Origin of the sequence: Pseudomonas sp. B21-015, from assembly GCF_024749285.1 — a bacterium.
Taxonomy (GTDB): domain Bacteria; phylum Pseudomonadota; class Gammaproteobacteria; order Pseudomonadales; family Pseudomonadaceae; genus Aquipseudomonas.
Genome location: NZ_CP087196.1, coordinates 5,332,330 through 5,347,334 on the forward strand (window position 1 = coordinate 5,332,330; position 15,005 = coordinate 5,347,334).

The 15,005-nt window shown below is 58.7% G+C and carries 18 protein-coding genes; 1 reads left to right on the plus strand and 17 read right to left on the minus strand.

Features of this window, described 5'->3' with window-relative positions; all coding sequences use genetic code 11:
* Positions 1–23 precede the first annotated feature (23 nt).
* The 16 genes from hisS to trmJ all read right to left on the minus strand — a co-directional run bounded on the left by hisS (position 24) and on the right by trmJ (position 13,388).
* Positions 24–1,313: a histidine--tRNA ligase gene (gene hisS, locus LOY38_RS24420; RefSeq protein ID WP_258697409.1), complete on the minus strand. Its 1,290-nt coding sequence runs from the start codon at positions 1,311–1,313 to the stop codon at positions 24–26.
* A gap of 37 nt (positions 1,314–1,350) precedes the next feature.
* The gene (gene ispG, locus LOY38_RS24425; RefSeq protein ID WP_010457850.1) at positions 1,351–2,460 is read right to left on the minus strand and encodes a flavodoxin-dependent (E)-4-hydroxy-3-methylbut-2-enyl-diphosphate synthase; all 1,110 of its coding nucleotides are present in this window, start codon (positions 2,458–2,460) and stop codon (positions 1,351–1,353) included.
* 3 nt (positions 2,461–2,463) lie between these two features.
* On the minus strand, positions 2,464–3,522 hold the full coding sequence (locus LOY38_RS24430) for a RodZ domain-containing protein (RefSeq protein ID WP_258697410.1): 1,059 nt from the start codon (positions 3,520–3,522) through the stop codon (positions 2,464–2,466).
* Complete coding sequence (pilW, locus tag LOY38_RS24435; RefSeq protein WP_258697411.1) at positions 3,522–4,280, minus strand: type IV pilus biogenesis/stability protein PilW; 759 nt, start codon at positions 4,278–4,280, stop codon at positions 3,522–3,524. The genes LOY38_RS24430 and pilW overlap by 1 nt, the downstream gene beginning before the upstream one ends.
* Positions 4,281–4,292: 12 nt before the next feature.
* Positions 4,293–5,441 (minus strand): 23S rRNA (adenine(2503)-C(2))-methyltransferase RlmN, encoded by a 1,149-nt coding sequence (gene rlmN / locus LOY38_RS24440; RefSeq protein ID WP_258697412.1) that lies wholly within the window; start codon positions 5,439–5,441, stop codon positions 4,293–4,295.
* A 28-nt stretch (positions 5,442–5,469) separates the two neighbouring features.
* Positions 5,470–5,895: a nucleoside-diphosphate kinase gene (gene ndk, locus LOY38_RS24445; RefSeq protein ID WP_007916882.1), complete on the minus strand. Its 426-nt coding sequence runs from the start codon at positions 5,893–5,895 to the stop codon at positions 5,470–5,472.
* Positions 5,896–5,987: 92 nt separating this feature from the next.
* Positions 5,988–6,188 carry a Fe-S cluster assembly protein IscX gene (gene iscX / locus LOY38_RS24450; protein ID WP_258697413.1) on the minus strand — a complete coding sequence of 67 codons (201 nt, stop codon included), beginning with the start codon at positions 6,186–6,188 and terminating at the stop codon, positions 5,988–5,990.
* A 14-nt stretch (positions 6,189–6,202) separates the two neighbouring features.
* Positions 6,203–6,544, minus strand: coding sequence for an ISC system 2Fe-2S type ferredoxin (gene fdx / locus LOY38_RS24455; protein ID WP_008070976.1), 342 nt, complete (start codon positions 6,542–6,544; stop codon positions 6,203–6,205).
* A gap of 3 nt (positions 6,545–6,547) precedes the next feature.
* A complete protein-coding gene (hscA, locus tag LOY38_RS24460; protein ID WP_258697414.1) occupies positions 6,548–8,410 on the minus strand; it encodes a Fe-S protein assembly chaperone HscA in 1,863 nt (620 codons plus the stop codon).
* 51 nt (positions 8,411–8,461) lie between these two features.
* Positions 8,462–8,983: a co-chaperone HscB gene (gene hscB / locus LOY38_RS24465; protein ID WP_258700789.1), complete on the minus strand. Its 522-nt coding sequence runs from the start codon at positions 8,981–8,983 to the stop codon at positions 8,462–8,464.
* A gap of 8 nt (positions 8,984–8,991) precedes the next feature.
* Positions 8,992–9,315 (minus strand): iron-sulfur cluster assembly protein IscA, encoded by a 324-nt coding sequence (gene iscA, locus LOY38_RS24470; RefSeq protein WP_123425091.1) that lies wholly within the window; start codon positions 9,313–9,315, stop codon positions 8,992–8,994.
* Positions 9,316–9,349: 34 nt separating this feature from the next.
* Positions 9,350–9,736, minus strand: coding sequence for a Fe-S cluster assembly scaffold IscU (gene iscU / locus LOY38_RS24475; RefSeq protein ID WP_003443374.1), 387 nt, complete (start codon positions 9,734–9,736; stop codon positions 9,350–9,352).
* 84 nt (positions 9,737–9,820) lie between these two features.
* A complete protein-coding gene (locus tag LOY38_RS24480; protein ID WP_258697415.1) occupies positions 9,821–11,035 on the minus strand; it encodes an IscS subfamily cysteine desulfurase in 1,215 nt (404 codons plus the stop codon).
* 49 nt (positions 11,036–11,084) lie between these two features.
* On the minus strand, positions 11,085–11,576 hold the full coding sequence (gene iscR, locus LOY38_RS24485) for a Fe-S cluster assembly transcriptional regulator IscR (RefSeq protein WP_003227911.1): 492 nt from the start codon (positions 11,574–11,576) through the stop codon (positions 11,085–11,087).
* A gap of 262 nt (positions 11,577–11,838) precedes the next feature.
* Entirely contained in the window at positions 11,839–12,615 is a 777-nt protein-coding gene (gene cysE / locus LOY38_RS24490) for a serine O-acetyltransferase (RefSeq protein WP_258700790.1), read from the minus strand.
* Between the two features lie 2 nt (positions 12,616–12,617).
* The gene (trmJ, locus tag LOY38_RS24495) at positions 12,618–13,388 is read right to left on the minus strand and encodes a tRNA (cytosine(32)/uridine(32)-2'-O)-methyltransferase TrmJ (RefSeq protein ID WP_258697416.1); all 771 of its coding nucleotides are present in this window, start codon (positions 13,386–13,388) and stop codon (positions 12,618–12,620) included.
* 146 nt (positions 13,389–13,534) lie between these two features.
* Between trmJ and suhB the strand changes: the two genes are divergently transcribed.
* Complete coding sequence (gene suhB, locus LOY38_RS24500; RefSeq protein WP_085709393.1) at positions 13,535–14,353, plus strand: inositol-phosphate phosphatase; 819 nt, start codon at positions 13,535–13,537, stop codon at positions 14,351–14,353.
* Positions 14,354–14,648: 295 nt separating this feature from the next.
* Here the strand turns inward: suhB and rplS are convergent, their stop codons facing one another.
* Entirely contained in the window at positions 14,649–14,999 is a 351-nt protein-coding gene (gene rplS, locus LOY38_RS24505; RefSeq protein ID WP_003175895.1) for a 50S ribosomal protein L19, read from the minus strand.
* Positions 15,000–15,005 lie beyond the last annotated feature (6 nt).

Consider the following 15,005-nt stretch of genomic DNA (forward strand, 5'->3'; position numbering starts at 1 on the left):
GCTAAATCGGCTGTTTGACAGCTTCAACCCTGCACGACGCAGGTGGCCAGGTGTGCAGCAAGCGCATCCCAGGCAATGCTTTGTTGTTCGCCCTGGCCACGCAGGGGTTTGAAACCTACCACTTGCTGGGCCATTTCGTCGTCACCGAGGATCAGCGCGTACAGCGCGCCGCTCTTGTCAGCTTTCTTGAACTGGCTTTTGAAGCTGCCGGCGCCGGCATTGACCTGCAGGCGCAGGTTGGGCAATTGATCACGAACACGCTCGCTCAGGGCCAGACCGGCCAGCTCGGCGGCTTCACCGAAGGCGCAGAGGTAGACATCGACCTGACGGGAGATCTCTTCGGGGATCTGCTCCAGGGTTTCAAGCAGCAGCACCAGACGCTCGATGCCCATGGCGAAGCCGACGCCCGTGGTCGGCTTGCCGCCCATCTGCTCCACCAGACCATCGTAACGACCACCGGCACACACGGTGCCCTGGGCGCCCAACTTGTCGGTGACCCATTCGAAAACGGTCTTGCTGTAGTAATCCAGCCCGCGAACCAGCTTCGGGTTGATCACATAAGGAATGCCCGCGGCGTCCAGACGAGCCTTGAGGCCCTCGAAGTGAACGCGAGACTCTTCGTCGAGGTAGTCGGCCATTTTCGGCGCGTCGACCAGCGCCGCTTGAGTGTCGGCGTTCTTGGTGTCCAGAACCCGCAGCGGGTTGGTCTTCAGTCGGCGCTGGCTGTCTTCGTCCAGTTGATCCAGGCGAGCGGACAGGTATTCGACCAGCGCTTCGCGATAACGAGCGCGAGATTCGGCAGTGCCCAGGCTGTTGAGCTCGAGCTTGACCGCATCGCGGATACCCAGCTCGCCCCACAGGCGCCAGGTCAGCACGATCAGCTCGGCGTCGATGTCCGGACCGTCAAGATTGAAGACTTCGCAGCCGATCTGGTGGAACTGGCGATAACGACCTTTCTGCGGACGTTCGTGACGGAACATCGGGCCGATGTACCAGAGTTTCTGCACCTGACCGCCGCCGGTGATGCCGTGCTCGAGTACCGCACGCACGCACGCCGCCGTACCTTCTGGGCGCAGGGTCAGGGAATCGCCGTTGCGGTCGTCGAAGGTGTACATCTCTTTTTCGACGATGTCGGTCACTTCACCGATGGAGCGTTTGAACAGCTCGGTGAACTCGACGATCGGCATGCGAATCTGCTTGTAACCGTAGTTATCCAGCAGACGCGAGACGGTGCCCTCGAAATGACGCCAAAGGGGAGTCTGTTCGGGCAGGATGTCGTTCATGCCACGAATGGCTTGCAGAGACTTGCTCACTTTAAATCCTTAAATTCATTCGGCTCTTTAGTCAGAGTCAGCCGCGAGCGATTACAGCTGCGTCAGCTTCGACCTTTTCGGCCGCTTTCTGGCGGATCAAGCGTTCGAGCTCATCCACCAGATTGTCATTCGTCAGTTTCTGCGACGGCTTGCCGTCGATGTAAATCAGGTTTGGCGTGCCGCCAGTCAAGCCGATATGGGCTTCCTTGGCTTCGCCCGGCCCGTTGACCACGCAACCGATCACCGCAACATCCAGCGGCACCAGCAGGTCTTCGAGACGCCCTTCCAGCTCATTCATGGTTTTGACCACATCGAAGTTCTGCCGCGAGCAGCTCGGGCAGGCGATGAAGTTGATGCCACGGGAACGCAGGTGCAGGGATTTGAGAATGTCGTAGCCGACTTTCACTTCCTCGACCGGGTCAGCCGCCAACGAGATGCGAATAGTATCGCCAATCCCTTCGGCGAGCAGCATACCGAGGCCCACGGCGGATTTCACTGTACCTGAACGCAAACCACCGGCTTCGGTGATACCCAGGTGCAACGGCTGGACGATTTCTTTGGCCAGCAAGCGGTAAGCGGCGACGGCCATGAACACGTCGGAGGCTTTCACGCTGACCTTGAAGTCCTGGAAGTTCAGACGCTCAAGGTGTTCGACGTGACGCAGGGCGGACTCGACCAGCGCAGCGGGGGTCGGTTCGCCGTATTTCTTTTGCAGGTCTTTTTCCAGGGAACCGGCGTTGACGCCGATGCGGATCGGAATCCCGCGATCACGGGCGGCATCGACCACCGCACGCACGCGGTCTTCACGACCGATGTTGCCCGGGTTGATCCGCAGGCAGTCAACGCCCAGTTCGGCTACCCGCAAAGCGATCTTGTAGTCGAAGTGGATGTCGGCCACCAACGGCACTTTGACCAGTTGCTTGATTTTGCCGAAGGCTTCGGCGGCGTCCATGTCCGGCACGGAAATGCGCACGATATCGACGCCAGCGGCTTCCAGACGATTGATCTGGGCCACGGTGGCGGCCACGTCATTGGTGTCGCTGTTGGTCATGCTCTGCACAGCGATAGGCGCATCGCCGCCCACGGGCACGTTACCCACCCAGATCTTGCGGGATTCGCGACGTTTGATTGGAGATTCGCCGTGCATGACTTATTGACCCAACTTCAGGCGAGCAGTCTCGCCACTGGTGAACGGAGCGACATCAACCACCTGTCCGTTGTAGCTGACCTGCGCGCCACGGGCGAAGCCCAGACGCACGGCAAAGGGCGGTTTGCCGCTGACGGAAACATTTTCGCCTTTACGCTTGAGACCACTCAACAACACCTTGCCGGTGCCGTCGGTCACTTGCGTCCAGCAATCGGCGGTGAATTGCAGTTGAACCTGGCCTTGACCCGCTACCGGAGCTGCTGGAGCAGAAGCTGGAACGGTCGGCGCAACCGGAGCAGTCGCAACCGCTGCCGGTACAGCAGGAACAGCAGGAACAGCCGGGGCTGGCGCTGCTGGTGTCGCGACAACCGGAGCAGTGTTGTGGGCCGGAGCCGCAGGTGTTGCTACCGGGGCTGCCGGAGCTGGAGTTGGAGCTGGAGTTGGAGCCGGTGCGCTCGCTACGGCGCTGGCTGGTTCCTCTGCCGATGTCTCGGCCTGCGGCAATGCTAGAGGCGTTTCACCTTCAGCCTCACCTTGCGCGACGGCCTGATCTTCCGGCTCGTCCAGCGGATGGATCTGAGTGGTGCCGTCGGCGCCTTCGACTTCAACGTGTTCCGGAGCCAGGCTGACCAGGTCCTTGGTACGCAATGAGGTTTGATCCTGCCACCAGACGAAACCACCGCCAATCACCGCGATCAGCAACAGCAGGCTGACAACTCGCAAAATGGTGTGGGAAACCCGAACCGGTTCTTCGATACGTCCCAGGCTGTGGACGTTGCTGCCCTGGGAGTCGGTGCCGGTGGATTGATCGAACTGTTGGACCAGAACGGTCTGGTCCATGCCCAGCAATTTGGCGTACGCGCGAATATAGCCACGAGCAAAGGTGTGCCCAGGCAGCTTGTCGAAAGCGCCGGCTTCCAGATTGCTCAGGGAATTGACGGTGAGGTTGAGCTTGAGGGCCACTTCGGCCAGCGACCAGCCATTGCTTTCGCGGGCCTGGCGCAAGGTCTCACCGGGGTTAACGCGATTCGCTGCTACAACTTCGGGATGCGCCGCTTTCATCATTGCTCCGACAGGTATTGCTGATATTCCGGCGTACCGGGATAGAGTCGTTTTAATTGCAGGCCAAAACTGGCGGCCTTGTCACGATCTTCGAACACTTTTGCCAGCCGAACGCCGAGCAATAGACTACGTGCATTTTGCTCGGTGAGCAGGCTAAAACGGTCGTAATAGTCACGCGCGGGCACATAATGCCTGTCTTCGTAAGACAACTCAGCCATTTCCAACAATGCACGTGGCTGCTGGCGATTCAAACGCAGGGCTTTTTCCAGTTGCTGGCGAGCCAGGTCCCGCTGGCCAAGCTTTGATGCGGTCATGCCCAGGTTTTCGAAAACCCGTGAACGCTCAGGATACAGGGTATCGGCGGCGGCCTGTTCGAAGCGTTCGTACGCCTCTTTGTAACGTTTCTCTTCGAACAGAAAGCTGCCGTAGTTATTCAGGATTCGCGCATCGGCGGGACGGGAAGACAGCGCCTTGCGAAAATGCTGATCGGCCAGTTCCGGCTCCATCTCGGCCTGGAACACCAATCCCAGGGCCGCGTTGGCGTCAGGATCCGAGTCATCCAGCTCCAGAGCCTTCTTCAACGGGACTTTGGCGCGCTCGGTCATGCCCTGCTGCAAATACCCCAATCCCAGCTGCACGTAGGCGGCACGCGCTTCATCACGGCCCTTGCTGGTCTTCATCGGGTTGAAATCGCCCGACAGGACACAACCAGCACAAAGGCTGGCCAACAGCACAAGCAGCGCGAAGCGCAGGGACATAGAGATCCTCTCTTAATTATTGTTCACAGCGTTTTGCGGCATATCGTTCTCGGCGCTCAACTCACGCACGGCGATATAACGTTCGCTGCGACGGGTGCGATCCAGCACCTGCCCTACCAATTGGCCACACGCGGCATCGATGTCTTCACCGCGGGTGGTGCGAACAGTGACGTTGAAGCCTGCATGGTGAAGCTGATCCTGGAAACGGCGAATCGCGTTGTTGCTCGGACGCTCGTAACCGGAGTGCGGGAACGGGTTGAACGGAATCAGGTTGATCTTGCACGGAATGTTCTTGAGCAACTCGATCATTTCGACCGCGTGTTCGACCTTGTCGTTGATGTCCTTGAGCAAGGTGTACTCAATGGTCAATACGCGCTTTTCGCCCAGGGACGACATGTAGCGCTGGCACGACTCCAGAAGCATCTTAAGCGGATACTTCTTGTTGATCGGCACCAATTGGTTACGCAATGCGTCATTCGGCGCGTGCAGGGACAACGCCAGGGAGACGTCGATGTGCTTGGACAGCTCATCGATCATCGGCACCACACCCGAAGTAGACAAGGTTACGCGGCGCTTGGAGATGCCATAGCCCAGGTCATCCATCATCAGATGCATGGCGGCCACGACGTTGTCGAAGTTCAGCAGCGGCTCACCCATGCCCATCATCACCACGTTGGTGATGGCACGGTCGACGGTTGCCGGGACGCTGCCAAAGGATTTGTTGGCAATCCACACCTGGCCGATGACTTCGGCGGCGGTGAGGTTGCTATTGAAACCTTGCTTGCCGGTGGAGCAGAAACTGCAATCCAGGGCACAGCCTGCCTGGGACGAAACGCACAAGGTGCCGCGTTTGCCCTGGGGAATGTAAACGGTCTCGACGCAGCTGCCGGACGCCACGCGCACCACCCATTTACGGGTGCCGTCGCTGGAGATGTCCTCGCTGACCACTTCCGGACCACGAATTTCAGCAACAACCTTGAGCTTTTCGCGCAAGGCCTTGCTGACGTTCGTCATGGCGTCGAAATCATCGACGCCAAAGTGGTGAATCCATTTCATTACCTGACCGGCACGGAAACGCTTCTCCCCGATTGAGTCGAAGAATTTTTCCATTTCCAGCTGGGTCAGACCCAGCAGGTTGGTTTTTACAGTCGATGTAGTCATGGATTCACCTTCACTCTTAAGCCAATGCTTAGCGAGTGGTTACTTCAGTAGCTGCGAAGAAGTACGAGATTTCGCGAGCAGCAGCGGCTTCGGAGTCCGAACCGTGTACGGCGTTGGCGTCGATGGAATCAGCGAAGTCAGCGCGGATGGTGCCGGCAGCAGCTTCTTTAGGGTTGGTAGCGCCCATCAGCTCACGGTTCAGAGCGATAGCGTTTTCGCCTTCCAGAACCTGAACGACAACCGGACCGGAAATCATGAAAGCAACCAGGTCGCCGAAGAAACCACGAGCGCTGTGCTCAGCGTAGAAGCCTTCAGCTTCAGCTTTGGACAGTTGCTTCAGTTTCGAAGCTACAACGCGCAGGCCAGCTTTTTCGAAACGAGTGGTGATCTCGCCGATAACGTTTTTTGCAACAGCGTCAGGCTTGATGATGGAGAAAGTACGTTGAACAGCCATGGTGTAACTCCAGAAACGGTAATTTGTGAAAAATTAAACCCGCGAATTATACGCGGGTTCTTTGGTATTGCCTAACTGCGTACGGTGCAGACTCAGTCTGCTTCATCGATCCAGGCGGCCTGAATGGCTTCAAGCACCTTCTCGCCACCGCGGGTTGGATCATCACTGAACTCCGGCAATGCCAGCACCCATTGGTGCAGATCGACGAAGTTCACGTAACGCGGGTCCACATCCGGCTTTGACTCAGCCAGCTGGATCGCGATTTCCAGCACATCAACCCATTTCAGGCTCATGAAAGCTCCTTGAATCAGTGCGGCGCTTCGGCTGCATGGTTGAGCGAGTATTTCGGAATTTCGATGGTCAGGTCTTCAGTCCCGACTTTTGCCTGACAGGCCAGGCGTGACTGAGCTTCCAGCCCCCAAGCCTTATCAAGATAGTCCTCCTCCAGCTCATCAGCCTCTTCCAGCGAATCGAAACCTTCGCGAACGATGCAGTGACAAGTGGTGCACGCACAGACGCCGCCACAGGCGCTTTCCATCTCGATATGGTGTTCATGGGCCAATTCGAGGATGGAGATGCCTGGCTCAGCCTCCACAACCATGCCTTCCGGGCAAAACTTCTCGTGTGGCAGAAAAATGACCTGCGGCATCAATTATTCCTCGATTTCATTCAGATTGCGCCCCGCCAGAGCGGCTTTCACCGTCGAGTCCAGGCGGCGGGCAGCAAAGGCATCGGTCACTTGCGACAGACGCTTGGTCTGCTGCTCGATGGCGTAACCATCGGTACCTTTCATCAATTCGGTCAGTTCCTGCATCTGCAATTCGATGACCATGCGCTCTTCGGCGTCGAGCAGGCGTTCGCCGTCGACATCCAGAGCGCCCTGCACTGCTTCGATCAGGCGCTGGGCATCGACCTGCTGCTCACGCAATACGCGGGCGACCTTGTCGTCATTGGCGTGCTGGAACGAATCCTTGAGCATTTTGGCGATTTCGCCGTCGGTCAGGCCGTAGGACGGTTTGACCTGGATGCTGGCCTCAACGCCCGAACCCAACTCCCGGGCCGAGACACTGAGCAGACCGTCGGCGTCGACCTGGAAGGTCACGCGAATTTTCGCCGCACCGGCCACCATCGCCGGAATACCGCGCAATTCGAAGCGCGCCAGGGAACGGCAGTCGCTGATCAACTCACGCTCGCCCTGCAATACGTGAATCGCCATGGCCGACTGGCCATCTTTATAAGTGGTGAAGTCCTGAGCCCGGGCGACAGGGATGGTGGTGTTGCGCGGAATCACCTTCTCCATCAAGCCGCCCATGGTTTCCAGCCCCAGGGACAACGGAATCACGTCGAGCAACAGCAGTTCGCCGCCGTCACGCTTGTTGCCGGCCAGGGTATCGGCCTGGATCGCGGCACCAATGGCCACCACTTGATCCGGATCGATTTCGGTCAGCGGTTCGCGACCAAAGGCTTGCGCAACAGCTTCGCGAACGCGGGGCACGCGAGTCGAGCCGCCGACCATGACCACAGCGTGCACGTCGTCCAGCTCGATGCCGGAATCACGCACCGCGCGGCGACAGGCTTTCAGGCTGCGAGCAACCATCGGCTCGATCAGCGCATTGAACGCTTCACGGGTCAGCCCGGCCTTCCAGTCGCCATACGCGACTTCAACGGACGAGGAGTTGGTCAGGGCTTCTTTGGCTGCACACGCGATTTGCAACAGATTGCGTTGCGCACCCGGATCGAGGTCGGCCGACAGACCGGCACTCTCGATGATCCAGCCAGCAATGGCGTGATCGAAGTCATCGCCACCCAAAGCGCTGTCGCCGCCGGTAGCCAGCACTTCGAATACACCGCCGGTCAGACGCAGAATCGAAATATCGAAGGTGCCACCGCCCAGGTCATAAATGGCAACCAGGCCTTCAGCCTGTTGATCCAGACCGTAAGCCACCGCAGCAGCGGTCGGCTCATTGAGCAAGCGCAGCACGTTCAGGCCGGCCAGTTTGGCCGCATCTTTGGTGGCTTGACGCTGAGCATCATCGAAATAGGCCGGAACGGTGATCACCGCGCCGACCAATTCGCCACCCAAGGTCGCTTCAGCACGCTGACGCAGCACCTTGAGGATATCGGCGGAGACTTCGACCGGGCTTTTCGGGCCTTGCACCGTATCGATGAACGGCATATGCGACTCGCCATCGACAAAACGATACGGCAGCTGATCGCCCAATTGCTTGACGTCGGACAAACCACGCCCCATCAAGCGCTTGACCGACAGCACAGTGTTCAAAGGATCGGTAGCGGCGGCCAGCTTGGCCGAGTCGCCGACTTCGACATGATCGGCGTGATAGCGCACAGCCGACGGCAGGATAACCCGCCCTTGCGCATCAGCCAGAGGCTCGGAAAGACCACTGCGCAATGCAGCGACCAGCGAATTGGTAGTGCCCAAGTCGATCCCCACAGCCAGACGACGCTGGTGCGGTTGAGGACTTTGGCCGGGTTCGGCGATCTGCAGTAGGGCCATCGTGATCAGGACTTATCTGTATATCAGGCGTGCGACCGGAGCGGCACTGGGTTAATCGTCGAGGCGCTCTTCTAACTGGCGCACTTCGTGGGTGAGCTTGTCGAGGAACTGCATGCGCCGCATCAGGCGTTCGGCCCGCTCACGTTGCGCTGCATCATCCCAACAGGCTGCGAAGCTTTCGTTCAGTTCATCCTGGGCTGCTTTCAGGCGGCGCTTGAATGCTGCAATACCGGCCATGTCGGCGCTGTCTTGCAGGTCTTCGAGCTCTTCACGCAGCTCCATTTGCTGCAGAAGAAACTCCGGATCATGCACCGTGACCTCCAGCGGCAGCTCGCGACCACCCAGGGCGAGCAGGTAACGCGCGCGCTTGGGGGGACTTTTGAGCGTCTGGTAGGCCTCGTTGAGGCTTGCGGATTGCTCTAGCGCCAGCCGCTGCTCACGCTCGGAAGCGTCTGCAAAGCGGTCCGGATGAACACCGCGCGCCAACTCACGATAGCGCGTGGCCAACTGATCGAGATCCAGACGGAAGCTCGGCTTCAGTTCAAATAAAGCGAAATGACAAGGAGTACCCACAAGCAGCCTCAGATGTTGAAGCTTTCGCCGCAGCCACATTCACCGCGTACGTTGGGATTGTTGAACTTGAAACCTTCGTTCAACCCTTCCTTGACGAAATCGAGCTCGGTGCCGTCCAGGTATGCCAGGCTTTTCGGATCGATGATCACTTTCTCGCCGTGACTTTCGAACACTTGATCGTCCGCGCCCACCTCATCGACAAACTCCAGCACATAGGCAAGGCCGGAACAGCCCGTGGTGCGAACACCCAGACGAATCCCATCACCCTTGCCGCGCCCGTCGAGGGAGCGTCGCACGTGTTGAGCAGCCGCTTCTGTCATGCTGATAGCCATCGGTGACTCCTTACTCGTCGCCAAACCTTGAAAGTCAGATCAAGCCTTTCTTCTGCTTGTAGTCGCGAACGGCCGCCTTGATAGCGTCTTCAGCGAGTACGGAACAGTGAATTTTCACTGGCGGCAGGGCCAGTTCTTCGGCCAGCTGAGTGTTCTTGATGGTCTCTGCTTCATCCAGAGTCTTGCCTTTCATCCACTCGGTCGCCAGGGAGCTGGAGGCGATCGCCGAACCGCAACCGTAAGTCTTGAACTTGGCGTCTTCGATGATGCCTTGCTCGTTGACCTTGATCTGCAGACGCATCACGTCACCGCACGCCGGTGCGCCGACCATGCCGGTGCCGACATCAGGATCTTCCGCGTCCATCTTGCCGACGTTGCGCGGGTTCTCGTAGTGGTCGATGACCTTTTCGCTGTAAGCCATGATTCTTAATCCTCACTCATCAGGAGTCGCTCTTGAAACCCTGCAAATCGCCGATTCGCAGGGCCGGTTGCGGCGACTTGAATATCAGTGTGCCGCCCACTCGATTTTCGAAATGTCGACGCCATCTTTGTACATGTCCCACAGCGGCGACAAGGTGCGCAGCTTGGTAACGGCCTCGCAGACTTTCTGCGCGGCGTAGTCGATTTCTTCTTCGGTGGTGAAACGGCCGAAGGTGAAGCGAATCGAGCTGTGCGCCAGTTCGTCGTTGCGGCCCAGGGCGCGCAGGACGTACGAAGGCTCAAGCGATGCCGAGGTGCAGGCCGAACCGGACGAAACCGCCAGATCCTTGAGCGCCATGATCAGCGACTCGCCTTCAACGTAGTTGAAGCTCAAGTTCAGATTGTGCGGCACGCGAGCGGTCATGCTGCCGTTGACGTACAGCTCTTCCAGGCCTTCGACCTGCTTGAAGAAACGGTCGCTCAGGGCTTTGATGCGTGCATTCTCGGCAGCCATGTCTTCCTTGGCCACACGGAACGCTTCGCCCATGCCGACGATCTGGTGAGTCGCCAGGGTGCCGGAACGCATGCCACGTTCGTGACCGCCGCCATGCATGGTCGCTTCGATGCGAACACGCGGCTTGCGGCTGACGTACAGTGCGCCGATGCCTTTAGGGCCGTAGGTTTTGTGGGCGGAGAACGACATCATGTCGACTTTCAGTTTCGACAGGTCGATCTCGACCTTGCCGGTGGACTGAGCGGCGTCGACGTGGAACAGGATCCCCTTGGAGCGGGTCAGTTCGCCGATGGCTGCGATGTCGTTGATGGTGCCGATTTCGTTGTTCACGTGCATGATCGACACCAGGATCGTGTCATCGCGCAGGGCAGCTTCGACCATCTCCGGAGTTACCAGACCATCTTCGCGAGGATCGAGGTAAGTCACTTCGAAACCTTCACGCTCCAGTTGGCGCATGGTGTCGAGGACAGCCTTGTGCTCAATCTTGGTGGTGATCAGGTGTTTGCCTTTGGTGGAGTAGAAATGCGCCGCACCCTTGATTGCCAGATTGTCGGATTCGGTGGCACCGGAGGTCCAGACGATTTCACGCGGGTCGGCGTTAACCAGGTCAGCGACCTGACGGCGAGCGTTCTCGACGGACTCTTCAGCTTTCCAGCCGAACACGTGGGAACGGGACGCCGGGTTACCGAAGTTTCCGTCGACCAGCAGGCATTCACTCATCTTTTGCGCGACACGCGGATCAACCGGGGTGGTCGCAGAGTAATCAAGGTAAATCGGCAATTTCATGGACTATCTCCTAATCAGGCTGGCTGGCGTGCCGCTAGCTCTTTGGCTGTCATTCGACGGCGGACGCTTCAATCTTGTCCAGGCGTGGCGCCTTGCTGTTGCAACGGCGCTGGTCCTGACGCTGGGCTACTTCTTGCACCTCACGGCGAGTAACAAGGTCAGCCAAGCTGATACCGCTCAGAAATTCGTGAATCTGCAGGCTCAGATCGCACCACAAGTGGTGGGTCAGACAGGTGTCGCCGGAATGGCAATCACCCTGGCCCTGGCATTTGGTTGCATCGACCGATTCGTTGACCGCATCGATCACTTGGGCGACCTGGATGCCCTGCATGTCGCGGGACAGTTGGTAGCCACCGCCCGGACCGCGAACACTGGACACCAGATTGCTACGGCGCAATTTGGCGAAAAGCTGCTCGAGGTAGGACAGGGAGATGCCTTGGCGCTCGGAGATATCGGCCAGGGACACCGGCCCGTGCTGCGCGTGTAACGCCAGGTCAAGCATGGCGGTCACGGCGTATCGGCCTTTTGTAGTCAGTCGCATGGACAATTACCACGGAGTTCGGAATGGGGCGAGTATGCAATTCCCGAGTATTTAAGTCAACTATAAGACCTAGTGCTTTACTCAGGTTTACCCGCAAAAGAGCGCGCGCATCATAGCAAAGGCTGGCCGCGAACAGCCAGCAATTGCGCGCTCTCGCTCTTCGCGAGCAAGCCCCACACATTGGATCGTCTGTGGGTACAGATTTGTGCACGACAGAAATCAAGTGTGGGAGCGGGCTTGCTCGCGAAGGGGCCAGCTCGATTTAACCGGCCTGACTCTGATCCTTGTCTTTCACACAGGCAAAATCTTCTTCGCGCAGCTCAGGCAGATCCTTCGCACAATAGTTGCTACCCAGATCCTTCAGCGCGCCGCACATCCCCTCCAGACGACCATCGACCGCCTGCAAGTGATCGAGCAGCTGACCGATCGCCCGTGCCACCGGGTCCGGCATGTCCTCGCCGACGCCGTACGCATCGAAGCCGATCTTCTCGGCCATGGCCTTGCGCTTGGCATCCTGCTCATCATCGGACTTGACGATGATCCGCCCCGGAATCCCCACCACTGTCGCCCCAGGCGGAACCGCCTTGGTGACCACTGCATTGGAACCGACCTTGGCCCCGGCACCGACCGTGAACGGGCCGAGCACCTTGGCACCCGCGCCGACCACCACGCCATCCTCCAGAGTCGGGTGACGCTTGCCCTTGTTCCAACTGGTGCCGCCGAGGGTCACGCCCTGGTAAAGGGTGACGTCGTTGCCAATCTCGGCGGTCTCACCAATAACGATGCCCATGCCATGGTCGATAAAGAAACGACGACCGACTTTGGCCCCCGGATGAATCTCGATCCCGGTCAACCAGCGACCGAAGTTCGACACCAGGCGCGCGAGCCATTTCCAACCCGTGCCCCACAACGCCGACGACAGACGATGGATCCAGATGGCGTGCATGCCCGGGTAGCATGTCAGGACCTCGAAAGCATTACGCGCCGCCGGATCACGATGGAAAACACTCTGGATATCTTCACGCAAACGCTCGAACATCATTAATCCTTCCGCTGTAGAAGCTCGCCACGGGCCGCTTTCTGGGTTTCCGTGAGGATGCCACGCAATATATTCATTTCCGCCCGGCTGACCGAGCTGCGTCCGTACAACCGGCGCAGGCGCGCCATCAAGTGCCGTGGTTTTTCCGGATCAAGGAATTCGATGGCCACCAGGGTTTGCTCCAGGTGCTCATAGAATCGCTCCAGCTCATCCATGGTCGCCAGCTCACCACTTTTGGTGGAAGCCACTTCATCCTTCTCGACCTTGCTCGGCTGACCCAGGGCCGCGAGCCAGGACATACGCACTTCATAGCTCAACACCTGCACCGCCGCCCCAAGGTTCAACGAACTGAACTCGGGGTCTGATGGGATGTGCACGTGATAATGACATCGCTGCAGCTCTTCATTGGTCAAGCCGGAGTCTTCACGACCGAACACCAGCGCGATCTCGGCACCCTGCCCCGCCTCTTCGACCACCCTCACACCGCATTCGCGGGGATCGAGCAACGGCCAGGGAATGCGACGGTCACGAGCGCTGGTACCGAGCACCAGATTGCAGCCAACCAAGGCATCTTCCAGGGTGGCGACGACTTGCGCGTTTTCAAGGATGTCGCCAGCACCGGACGCACGTGCATCGGCCTCGTGGTGCGGGAACAACCGCGGTTCGACCAGCACCAGCCGCGACAGGCCCATGTTCTTCATGGCACGCGCAGCACCGCCGATATTTCCGGGGTGGCTGGTATTGACCAGGACGACACGAATGTTTTGCAGCAAGGGAGGCGCTCTCGAACACTTTAATAGGGAGCAGAATCTTACAGCGCCTCCTACCGTTAAGCTATGAAAGCGAACACCGACCTTCACCTGTAGAAACTTTCTGATAGAATGCCCGGCTTTCTTTAACAACCTTAGGTGACACATCCATGCAGCCCATGCTGAATATCGCGCTGCGCGCCGCCCGCAGCGCCAGTGAATTGATCTTCCGCTCCATCGAGCGCCTGGATACCATCAAGGTCGACGAAAAAGACGCCAAGGATTACGTATCCGAGGTGGATCGCGCCGCCGAACAGAAAATCATTGATGCGCTGCGCAAGGCCTACCCGAATCACTCGATCATGGGTGAAGAAACCGGCATGCACGCCGGCAGCGGTATCGAAGGCGAAGAATACCTTTGGATTATCGATCCACTGGACGGCACCACCAACTTCCTGCGTGGCATTCCTCACTTCGCGGTCAGCATCGCCTGCAAATACCGTGGCCGCCTGGAACACGCCGTTGTTCTGGACCCGGTTCGCCAGGAAGAATTCACCGCCAGCCGTGGTCGCGGCGCCCAGCTGAACGGTCGTCGCCTGCGCGTCAGCGGCCGCACCAGCCTGGATGGCGCCCTGCTGGGCACCGGCTTCCCGTTCCGCGATGACCAGATGGACAACCTCGACAACTACCTGGGCATGTTCCGCGCCCTGGTCGGCCAGACCGCTGGCATCCGCCGTGCCGGCTCGGCGAGCCTGGACCTGGCCTACGTGGCTGCCGGCCGTTTCGACGCTTTCTGGGAGTCGGGCCTGTCCGAATGGGACATGGCCGCAGGCGCCCTGCTGATTCAGGAAGCTGGCGGCCTGGTGAGCGACTTCACCGGTGGTCACGACTTCCTCGAGAAAGGCCACGTCGTCGCCGGCAACACCAAGTGCTTCAAGGCAGTACTGACGGCGATCCAGCCGCATCTGCCAGCTTCGCTGAAGCGCTAAGCGCTCAAGCCCCCCCCCAAGAAAACGCCCCGACTTGTTCGGGGCGTTTTTTTTTGCGCAAAAAAAATCCCCATCCATATGGGAGCGGGCTTGCTCGCGAAGGCAGCGTGTTATTCAACACATGTATCGACTGGCAACCCGCCTTCGCGAGCAAGCCCGCCCCCACAGGTTCCTCGCTCTAAATGACCAGCATTAGATGCAGCCATAACGAAAAATGCCCCGTATCTTTCGATACGAGGCATTTTCTTGAAGAACCAGCCTGAACAGACTGACTCTTCTGCATCGGAAGCTGGACTTAAGCCAGTTTTTCCTTGATGCGAGCTGCTTTACCGGACAGGTCACGCAGGTAGTACAGCTTGGCTTTACGTACGTCACCGCGACGCTTAACGGCCATGCTGTCGATTTGCGGGCTGTAGGTCTGGAAAGTACGCTCTACGCCAACACCGTTGGAGATTTTACGAACGGTGAAAGCACTGTTTACGCCGCGGTTACGCTTGGCGATAACTACGCCTTCGAACGCTTGCAGACGCGAACGATCGCCTTCCTTCACTTTCACCTGAACGACAATGGTGTCGCCCGGGGCAAAGGTAGGGATCTCTTTGGTCATCTGCTCTGCTTCGAGTGCAAGGATGATTTTGTTAGTCATGCTGTG

Coding starts and splice junctions, on each gene's coding strand:
- ispG (WP_010457850.1), bottom strand. CDS start 2,460: ATGCACGGCGAATCTCCAATCAAACGTCGCGAATCCCGCAAGATCTGG.
- LOY38_RS24430 (WP_258697410.1), bottom strand. CDS start 3,522: ATGAAAGCGGCGCATCCCGAAGTTGTAGCAGCGAATCGCGTTAACCCC.
- pilW (WP_258697411.1), bottom strand. CDS start 4,280: ATGTCCCTGCGCTTCGCGCTGCTTGTGCTGTTGGCCAGCCTTTGTGCT.
- rlmN (WP_258697412.1), bottom strand. CDS start 5,441: ATGACTACATCGACTGTAAAAACCAACCTGCTGGGTCTGACCCAGCTG.
- ndk (WP_007916882.1), bottom strand. CDS start 5,895: ATGGCTGTTCAACGTACTTTCTCCATCATCAAGCCTGACGCTGTTGCA.
- iscX (WP_258697413.1), bottom strand. CDS start 6,188: ATGAGCCTGAAATGGGTTGATGTGCTGGAAATCGCGATCCAGCTGGCT.
- fdx (WP_008070976.1), bottom strand. CDS start 6,544: ATGCCGCAGGTCATTTTTCTGCCACACGAGAAGTTTTGCCCGGAAGGC.
- hscA (WP_258697414.1), bottom strand. CDS start 8,410: ATGGCCCTACTGCAGATCGCCGAACCCGGCCAAAGTCCTCAACCGCAC.
- iscA (WP_123425091.1), bottom strand. CDS start 9,315: ATGGCTATCAGCATGACAGAAGCGGCTGCTCAACACGTGCGACGCTCC.
- iscU (WP_003443374.1), bottom strand. CDS start 9,736: ATGGCTTACAGCGAAAAGGTCATCGACCACTACGAGAACCCGCGCAAC.
- LOY38_RS24480 (WP_258697415.1), bottom strand. CDS start 11,035: ATGAAATTGCCGATTTACCTTGATTACTCTGCGACCACCCCGGTTGAT.
- iscR (WP_003227911.1), bottom strand. CDS start 11,576: ATGCGACTGACTACAAAAGGCCGATACGCCGTGACCGCCATGCTTGAC.
- cysE (WP_258700790.1), bottom strand. CDS start 12,615: ATGTTCGAGCGTTTGCGTGAAGATATCCAGAGTGTTTTCCATCGTGAT.
- suhB (WP_085709393.1), top strand. CDS start 13,535: ATGCAGCCCATGCTGAATATCGCGCTGCGCGCCGCCCGCAGCGCCAGT.
- rplS (WP_003175895.1), bottom strand. CDS start 14,999: ATGACTAACAAAATCATCCTTGCACTCGAAGCAGAGCAGATGACCAAA.